This window comes from Kosmotoga sp., from assembly GCF_982836095.1.
In genome coordinates, this window is the sequence record NZ_CEYIHJ010000081.1 from 1 (window position 1) to 8,124 (window position 8,124).

The 8,124-nt window shown below is 41.0% G+C and carries 5 protein-coding genes; 3 read left to right on the forward strand and 2 right to left on the reverse strand.

The window, feature by feature from the left end; genetic code table 11:
• Together AC3LHT_RS06435 and AC3LHT_RS06440 are read right to left on the reverse strand one after the other, a co-directional pair.
• Positions 1–915 (reverse strand): type 1 periplasmic-binding domain-containing protein (locus AC3LHT_RS06435; RefSeq protein ID WP_488662321.1); only part of this gene is annotated, 915 nt, incomplete at its 3' end.
• An 85-nt stretch (positions 916–1,000) separates the two neighbouring features.
• The gene (locus AC3LHT_RS06440; RefSeq protein ID WP_290646376.1) at positions 1,001–1,246 is read right to left on the reverse strand and encodes a TM1266 family iron-only hydrogenase system putative regulator; all 246 of its coding nucleotides are present in this window, start codon (positions 1,244–1,246) and stop codon (positions 1,001–1,003) included.
• Positions 1,247–1,289: 43 nt separating this feature from the next.
• On the opposite strand from AC3LHT_RS06440, the gene AC3LHT_RS06445 reads away from it, so the two are divergent.
• Genes AC3LHT_RS06445 through AC3LHT_RS06455 form a run of 3 tightly spaced genes read left to right on the forward strand, consistent with a single transcriptional unit; the run spans position 1,290 to position 8,072 of the window.
• Positions 1,290–4,418 carry a PD-(D/E)XK nuclease family protein gene (locus AC3LHT_RS06445; protein ID WP_488662322.1) on the forward strand — a complete coding sequence of 1,043 codons (3,129 nt, stop codon included), beginning with the start codon at positions 1,290–1,292 and terminating at the stop codon, positions 4,416–4,418.
• Complete coding sequence (locus AC3LHT_RS06450) at positions 4,418–7,339, forward strand: UvrD-helicase domain-containing protein (protein ID WP_488662323.1); 2,922 nt, start codon at positions 4,418–4,420, stop codon at positions 7,337–7,339. The genes AC3LHT_RS06445 and AC3LHT_RS06450 overlap by 1 nt, the downstream gene beginning before the upstream one ends.
• Positions 7,329–8,072, forward strand: coding sequence for a PH domain-containing protein (locus AC3LHT_RS06455; protein WP_488662324.1), 744 nt, complete (start codon positions 7,329–7,331; stop codon positions 8,070–8,072). Before AC3LHT_RS06450 ends, AC3LHT_RS06455 begins: the two co-directional genes overlap by 11 nt.
• Positions 8,073–8,124 lie beyond the last annotated feature (52 nt).

Here is an 8,124-nt window from a genome sequence, read left to right on the forward strand (position 1 = left end):
AAGACCCTGAAAGCTGAAGCCTTCAGCCTTTTCAAAAGCAGCTTTTATGTCACGACCGTAATTCTCAATAAGCGCTCTAACAAACAAAAGGGCGTTATAAGTGCCAACAAAATCCGCACCCTTTTTTGCGCGAAGCTGTCCAGAAACCTGAGTGAAAACATTGAGATTCTTGATCAGTTCACTGTCAAAAAGTAGCAACTTTTCATCTAGCGCATAATCTGATGCATAAAGATAGCCTGCATACCCCAGCTCTTCAAGCTTTGATACGCCATAACCGGCTACATGGCCGGGCGTTACAAATAGTATTCCAGAAAATTCTTTTGCTTTTTCGAGAATTTCCGGCGTTATTTCTTCTGGCTTTGATACTTTCACTACAACAACGGTCCCCGCAAAATTGTTTTTCATCATCTCAACAAAAGGATCCACATAAACTCTGTTTTTTGCGTAAGCGAAAACAAAAAGATCTGTCACCTTATCTTTTTCCATGGCATCTATCAATTTTCTCACTTGAATGGAATCGGGAACGCACATGCTGATAATTCGCCTACCTTTACCCACAACAGCCCCAGAAGTGACTGTCGGTGAAACCGCATAAAGGCCGTATTTTTGTAAAAAAGGAAACATCGAGCTGGCTTCCTCGCTGTACGAAGGGCCGATGATTACCTTTATACCATCATTTTTTATTTTTCTGAAAATTTCATCAAGCCTTGTGGGTTCAAATCTGATTTTTTCGAGCTCGAAGTTCACATTAGTTTCATTCAAAAAAGCTTCAGTAGCCTTTGTCACTTCAAACAAGTCGCTGTAAACAACGGCAATTTTCACCGTTTTTGCCCCACTGTAAATGGAGAAAAAAGAAAAGAACGATACTATCACCATGGCTATTGAAAGTGCTATCATCCGCTGTGTGTAAGACAAACCCACCACCCCAGAACTCGTTCACACTATTTCATCTAACGACTTAATCCTATTAGCTTTTCATTATAGCACATTTTCCTAAACATCATACTTTTATTAACGTTGATTTTACTTTCACTCCCTGTACCTGGCCAAGTTTTCCGGTAAGGGCACCTATTTCATCTGTTGTTCCATCGACAATTACAGATATTAAGGATATGTTTTTTTCCTTTATGGGAAGCCCAAGCCTTCCGAGGATAATTGATGCGAACTCATGAAGTATCTCATTAACAATCAGGTAATTTTCCCTGTTTAGCACCGTTATAGCAACTATACCGACCTTTCTGTCCATGCAAACACCTCCAAAACTATATTAGCAGACGAAAGGGCTTTCGATGATAAAATTGATTGAGGTGAACAGGATGGAGCTTGTTTTTATCATTGGCCCTTCAGCTTCTGGAAAAACAGAATTTGCTAAGAATATTATAAAGGGACTGCATCAAGAAAATCCCTTTTCATACCTATTCATAGGTCCCACAGGAGCTTACACAAAAAAAGTAAGAGAAGAACTCCTTGAAGAACTTGGAACTGTTATCTCTTCAAGATTCTTGCCGGTTGATCATTTTGCTGTGGAAGTTATGAAACGTTTTAGGCCTGATATGCTCCACATAGACAATCATATCGCAAGGCTGTTCATAAGCGAGATACTTGAAGAGTTAGGCAAAAAGGAGCTTTCTGGTTCACCTGTTTTTGTGGAGTACATCATGGATATGATTCACGATGTGAAAGAGAACGCTGGTTTTGGTGAAATTTTTTCTCAAGATGATGAATCGTTGCCTTTTCTCCAGACTATCTATGAAAAATATGCGGAAAAGATGGGCAGTGATCTTTACGATACTTTCGATGCCTATCTTATGGCTCCGGAGTTCATAGATGAACTGTCATTCAATGAATTCGGAAAAGTCCTAATTCTCGATGGTTTCCATGATTTCACTCCAGCCCTTCGTACCTTTCTTTCTACCGTTGCGCTCTCATTCAACAAAATATATATCACTGTAAACGAAGATGAAAAGAGAAAGGACTTGTTCAGTGAAACGAAAAGCATTTTCAAATTTGCTGAAGAGCTACTTAAAAAGGGGCAGGACCTTTCAGGTGAATATATATCCGAAAGCAGGCAGTATCTGGGGGATTCACATTTCCCGGAAAAACTCTCGCCTTTTCACGAAAACTTTTTTGCCTCCCAAAAAACTGAAAGAGGCAGTGATCGGGTCAATGTGATTTCTGCATCCGATATCTTCAGCGAAGTGGAATTTGTGGCAAAGGAAGTAAAAAAACTCCTTGATAAGGAGTATGAACCTGGCGATATAGCAATTGTGGCTGAAGATTTCAATGAATATGAAAAGTTGCTCTCGAAAAAATTTGAAGAATACAAAGTGCCTTTTAGAAGCGAAGGCGATACCCCGCTGCTGGATTCCCATGCCATCAAGCTGATGCTTCTTCCTCTGGAAACAGCCGTGAGTGGTTATAGGCCAGAAAAGCTTATGGCCATGGTGGATTTCGGATATGGTGGCCAGCAGTTGGATACCAGGCTCTTTGAATCCGTGATGGTCAATTCGCGCCTTTATTACGATTTCAAAAGAGAAAGCTATGGCAAACGCTTTGAAAAATGGATATCCAGGCTCCAAAGTTATAAAGAATACCTTATTAACAAAATCGCGAACATCGAAAAATACGCCGATGAAGAATTCCAGGAAAGCCAAAAAGAGCCTTATCAGAAAATCATTGAAAAGATAGACACCGAAATTATCCCGGCTGTAAAGAAAATATTTCAAATATTAGAGCCTTTTAAAAGCACCCGAAAAAGAGATTGCAGGCTGTACAGTGGCTATTTCCGGGCATGGGAAGAAATGCTGCGGCTTAAAGAAAGTTATGAAGAAGCTGACAGCCAAAAGGAATTGCGAGCCATGGATACCTTTTTCAGCAGGGTATTGCCCGACCTTGAAAAGCTACTGATTTACGTCGGCAAAAAGAAACTCAATCCTTCAGAATATTATAAATATCTTTCGGTAAGGCTCAGGAATGAATCCTTCAAAAAATGGACGAATTTTTCCAACAGAGTGGAAATTCAGCCACTTCTCAGTGCCAGATTTTCAAAAAAAGCCGTTAAATTCTTTGTCGGATTCAGAGATGGTTCTTATCCTTCAGTTAGGCTTAACCCCCTTTACAGCTTTTCACAATACAGTGAGAATCGGCCCAAGGATTTACTTCTTACACGCGAGAAACAGCAAAGGTTGAATTTTTACCTTGCGGTTAGCAGAACTGAGGATTTGCTCTATTTCACCTATCCTGAATCTACCGTAGAAGGGGAACCAATTCTGCCTTCACCATATCTAAAAGAGGTGCTTTCAAGCGCTCTAGTGCCCATAATTAGCTACGGAAGAACCTCAGGAAGGAGAGAAGGCATAATCCCTTCCCTCGAACAGGTAATGAGCCTTGAGGAACTAAAAGTGGCGGTCGCCAGATATTTTTGCACGCCTTTGTGGGACAAAGCAAAAGAAAAAGCAAAGTCTCTTTTACTGGAAGAATTTGACCCCAAAGCGTTCTTTCAAGACCTTGCACTGTTCCACAGGCATTTTGATTGGCAGGCACAAAATACCACACTGATTGAAAAGCGCGTGGGCAGGATTTTCAGTTATTCCCGTCTTTCCACCTACCAAAAGTGCCCCTTCAAATTTTTCCTGAGCTACGTGCTCAAGCTTTCCATGAATACAGAAGCACTCTTTGAGCTCTCCGAGCTGGAAGAAGGAAATGTTTATCATGCTGTATTGAGCGAATATTTCAAGGGAAAAGAGCGCGACCTTGAAAAACTCATTTCGGAACAGCTAAAACTCAGGTTGGATACTGATAGGGAAATCATCTTCAGATTTGAGCACCAGAGGTTGAAAGAGGTTCTGGAAAAGTATCTATACGAAAAGGAGGCAAAAAGGCCGCAAAAAATGAAAAGGGATTATACACCTGCATTTTTTGAAATTTCTTTTGGTGGAAAGAACAACCCTGTCGAGATAATCGACGGCATTTTTCTGAGGGGTAAGATCGACAGGATAGACATCGACGAAGAATCAAAAAACATGTATATCATCGACTATAAAAGAGGGGAAAGCAGTGGTGAAAAAGATCAATTGATACTGTATTCAATAGCCGCTGACCAACTCTTTAAAGATAGGGGATACACTGTTGAAGGTGGAACTTTTCGACCTCTGAGAGGTACAAAAGCCTCAAAAGACAGCTTTGTCCTTCTCACCGAAGAAGACGATACAGAAGGGAAAGTCTGGAAATTTTCAAAAAGTAGCTTTAATCAAGAGTATATAGAAGCAAAGGTAAAAGAGCTCACAGATGGTATTTTCACAGGAAAATTCAGACCAAAAATCCTGGAAGGGCGCAATCCTTGCTATCAATGCTATTACTCCAGGGAAGCGAGAGTGTGTCCTGTACTCTTATGGAGAAAGTTGACGGAGGAAACCTGATGGGAAGTGAAGTGAACAGAGATATATTCATAGCGGCATCTGCCGGGACAGGGAAGACTTACCAGCTTGTGAAACACTATGTGTCTATCTTTGAGAGGGCTTTTAAGCTTGGCGAAAGGCTTGATGTCCACAACGTTGTCGCTATAACCTTTACCCGAAAGGCAGCCAAAGAAATGAAAGAAAGGGTTATGAAATCTCTCGACGAAAAGATCGTCCAGGGAGTTCCGGGTGATTGGGTTTCTCTGAGAGCGAGAATGGTCAATGCCTGGATTTCAACAATTCATTCCTTCTGCGAGAGAATATTGCGTGAGAGTGCCACTTACCTTGGCATGGATCCTGGCTTTCAGATTTTGACTGGCATAAGACGTGTAACGCTCGAAAGTAACGTCGCAAAGAGTTATTTTTTGGAACATATGGAAGAACTGGAACCGGTTATTGAGCTTGCAGGCATTGACAAAACCTTCAAATTACTGGAAAGAATGCTCAGAAACGATAGAAACAAGTTGAAGGTATCCAGGGCTATCCACAAAATCATAGAGTCTCGAGAAGTTGGTGAAAAAGGTGGAAAAGTTTTAGAAGCTACAAGCATTCTTGAAAAGCATTTTGAAGGTATTACAAAACTCTATGACCAGGAATGCTTGAATGCCAATTATCTGGATTTTGATGACCTTTTGACAAAGACCCGGGAGCTTTTGCTTGCACATCCCCGAGTACAACAAAAATACATTAGAAGATTCAAATACATTTTAGTTGATGAATTTCAAGATACCGACGAGCTTCAAAAAGAAATTATAGATTTGCTGCATGTTGAAGGAGATAACTTTCTCTTTTTCGTTGGTGATGCAAAGCAGTCCATTTACCGGTTTAGAGGTGCAGATGTCACTGTTTTCAACAGAACAAAAGAACACTTCCTGGTTAGCGGAAAATCCGTAGAAGAATTGGATACAAATCGCCGATCTCACCCCAATATAGTGGAATTCCAGAACAGGCTTTTCAGTAAGATAATGGTTAATGATTTCTCGGGAAAGTATTATAAAGCCCATTATGAAAAAGAGATAAAGGCTCTTTCGTACGGTTCTAATTCACCGGAGTCAAGAGTGAGAGTACTCTTTTCTGACCAGGCTGATGATTCAAAAGAAGTGGCTAATTACATCTCCAAACTCCTTCAAGAAACGCTCACATTTAGAAACAAAAACGGAGAGATTGAAAAGCGAAAAGTCCAACCTGGCGATATTGCCATACTTCTAAGGCGTTTTACGAAGATTACGAAATATGAGGATGCTCTCGAGAACCTGGGAATACCTTACTACACTATTGGAAGCCGTGAGTTCTACAACAGGCCTGAGGTAGCAGGCCCTCTGGCATGGCTCGATATGATCGTAGATCCCCTTGATGATGAAGCATTCACCAGATTTCTTTTTTCTCCGGCTTTTGGAGGCACCCTTGATGAAGTTTCAAGCCTGAAAAGTACAGGCAAGAGCTTTTATGAAGGGCTTATGAATACACAGGATGAGAAGTTCATAAGTCTTGCAAAGCTCTTTGAAAAACACTCAATGTTGAAACATCTATTGTCACCCAGCGAATTATTGGAAGACTTCATAGTTTCCACAAACTATCTTCCAAAACTGGCTACGTTAAAGGGCGCAGAGCGAATGATAAGCAATGTCAAAAAAATGCTGGACATTGCAAAGGAACTCGACAATCTTGGAACAAGCCTCAGGGAATTATCGGCTACTTTGAAGGCTTTTGTAGATTCCACCGATGAAACTGAAGCCAGTTTAGAGACAGAGGAATCCAATAGCGTTAAATTGTTGACAGTTCATAAATCAAAAGGCCTTGAATTTCCAATCGTGGTGGTTGCAGACACTTTCTGGAAAGAGAAGACTTCAAACAATCACTTTCCGGGCCTCTTCTTCGATAAGAACGAATACCTTCTCATAGAGAAGAAACCGCCAGGCAAAAGCAAAACACTCCAAACAAGACTTTATGTAGACGAATTGGAAAAAATGTACGAAGAAGAAAAAAGAACCCTCTATGTGGCTTTTAGCAGGCCTCGGGATTTGTTGATAATCAGCATAAATGGCAAGCCAAGCGGCACAAGGCCATGGTCACAAATGCTTCTGGGAACGCTTTTTACTCAGGAAAACAACGAAAAAGAAATCCTCGCTGAATTAGAGGATATAGTTGAGGCTGTATCAGCCGGAGAGGGCGTACAATATTCCCAACCTGATAACAAAAAAGAAGAAGAAGAGCTGCCGGAGATTCGTATCATACAGGGATTCTCGCAAAAAGCAAAGGTTGAATATGTATCACCGAGCCTTCTTACACAAGACTTTGAAATATCCATAGAACCTCGATCTGGTGAGTTGAATTTAGAAAGAAATCCAACAGAGCTTGGAACACTTGCACACGCATATTTTGAAGCCGTAGGGCTTAAAGGGCGTCTCGGGCCAATAACGTTGAAAAGCCTTCTTGAGGGTGGTAAGCTGGGATACGTGGATAGAACCCGATTTACTCCAGAAGAGGATCTGGAAGTGAGAAATGTTTTGAAAAAGCTCACAGAACATCCTATCGTCAAGGAAATCGAAAATGCCCAGGAAGTGCACAGCGAACTCAAAATACAAAAAAAGTTTGGAAGTTACATTCTTTTGGGAATTCTTGATAAAATTTATCTGACAGAGGAAGGTTGGAAAATAATCGATTTCAAATTCGCCTATCCGGATAACAGACTCAAGGAAAAATACGAGTTTCAGTTGAAATTCTACCTGTATATAGTTAAAGAACTCTTCAATGCAAAAGAAGCCAGGCTTTTTTACTTAAAAGATGGAAGCCTATCCGCACCTGTGATGCTTGAAAGTACTTTTGAAAAGGAACTTTTGGAAAGAATAGAACGTTTTGGAGGGGATAGCAATGGAAATTAAAGTAAGGCCTACAAGGAGAGCCTTCGCAATTAGATATCTCATCTACCCATACTATCTTGTCGCCGGGCTTGTAATGCTCTTTTGGAAAGATTTATCCATTCTTCATGAAAGCGATTATCTCCTTTATCTCTTGCTTTGGGGTGGGTTGACTGTAATACCGGGGCTTATGCTCGCTTTTAAGCGCAGAAGGTTTGGCTGGTTCTTCTGGCCACTTGCACTTGACTTGTTAGGTTGGGCCAGCCAATTCGTCGTAAAAAATGAAGACTATTCATACTATGTAAAAAACGGCCCCTATCTGATCTTTATCGCGGTATCTATTATTGCTCTGGTTTTTATTGAACTCTACAGGTTATCGATAAAATACACGATATCCGATTCCGGAATAGAAATCACAACTGGAGCTTTTGGAGCCAACAACCAGCTAATCGTTAACAAGCACATAACCAATGTTCTGCTCAAAAGGAACTTTCTGGAAATGCTTCTTGGTGTGGGGCATGTGATTCCCGTTACTTCCTCTGGCATGGGAGCCGGAGATACCGGAGTAATGGGCGGATTCACCGGCAGTACAGGCGTAAAAGGAGCCAATGTAGGAGGATTTGTTGGAAAGACTTCCAGCGTTAAGGAATTTGTCGCTGACCCTAAAAATTGTATCTATGGCGTTCCCAATCCGAGAAGAATTATGGAGGAAATCAAGAAGACCCTGACGAGTAAAAGTGATGGAGAGTCCGAATAGCGTAATGAAGCAGTGAGAGCAATGAGTTATGAATTATGAGTTATGAGTTAAA

Bases quoted from the DNA above. Each gene is read 5' to 3' on its own strand.
- AC3LHT_RS06440 (WP_290646376.1), bottom strand. From the start codon at position 1,246: ATGGACAGAAAGGTCGGTATAGTTGCTATAACGGTGCTAAACAGGGAA.
- AC3LHT_RS06445 (WP_488662322.1), top strand. From the start codon at position 1,290: ATGATAAAATTGATTGAGGTGAACAGGATGGAGCTTGTTTTTATCATT.
- AC3LHT_RS06450 (WP_488662323.1), top strand. From the start codon at position 4,418: ATGGGAAGTGAAGTGAACAGAGATATATTCATAGCGGCATCTGCCGGG.
- AC3LHT_RS06455 (WP_488662324.1), top strand. From the start codon at position 7,329: ATGGAAATTAAAGTAAGGCCTACAAGGAGAGCCTTCGCAATTAGATAT.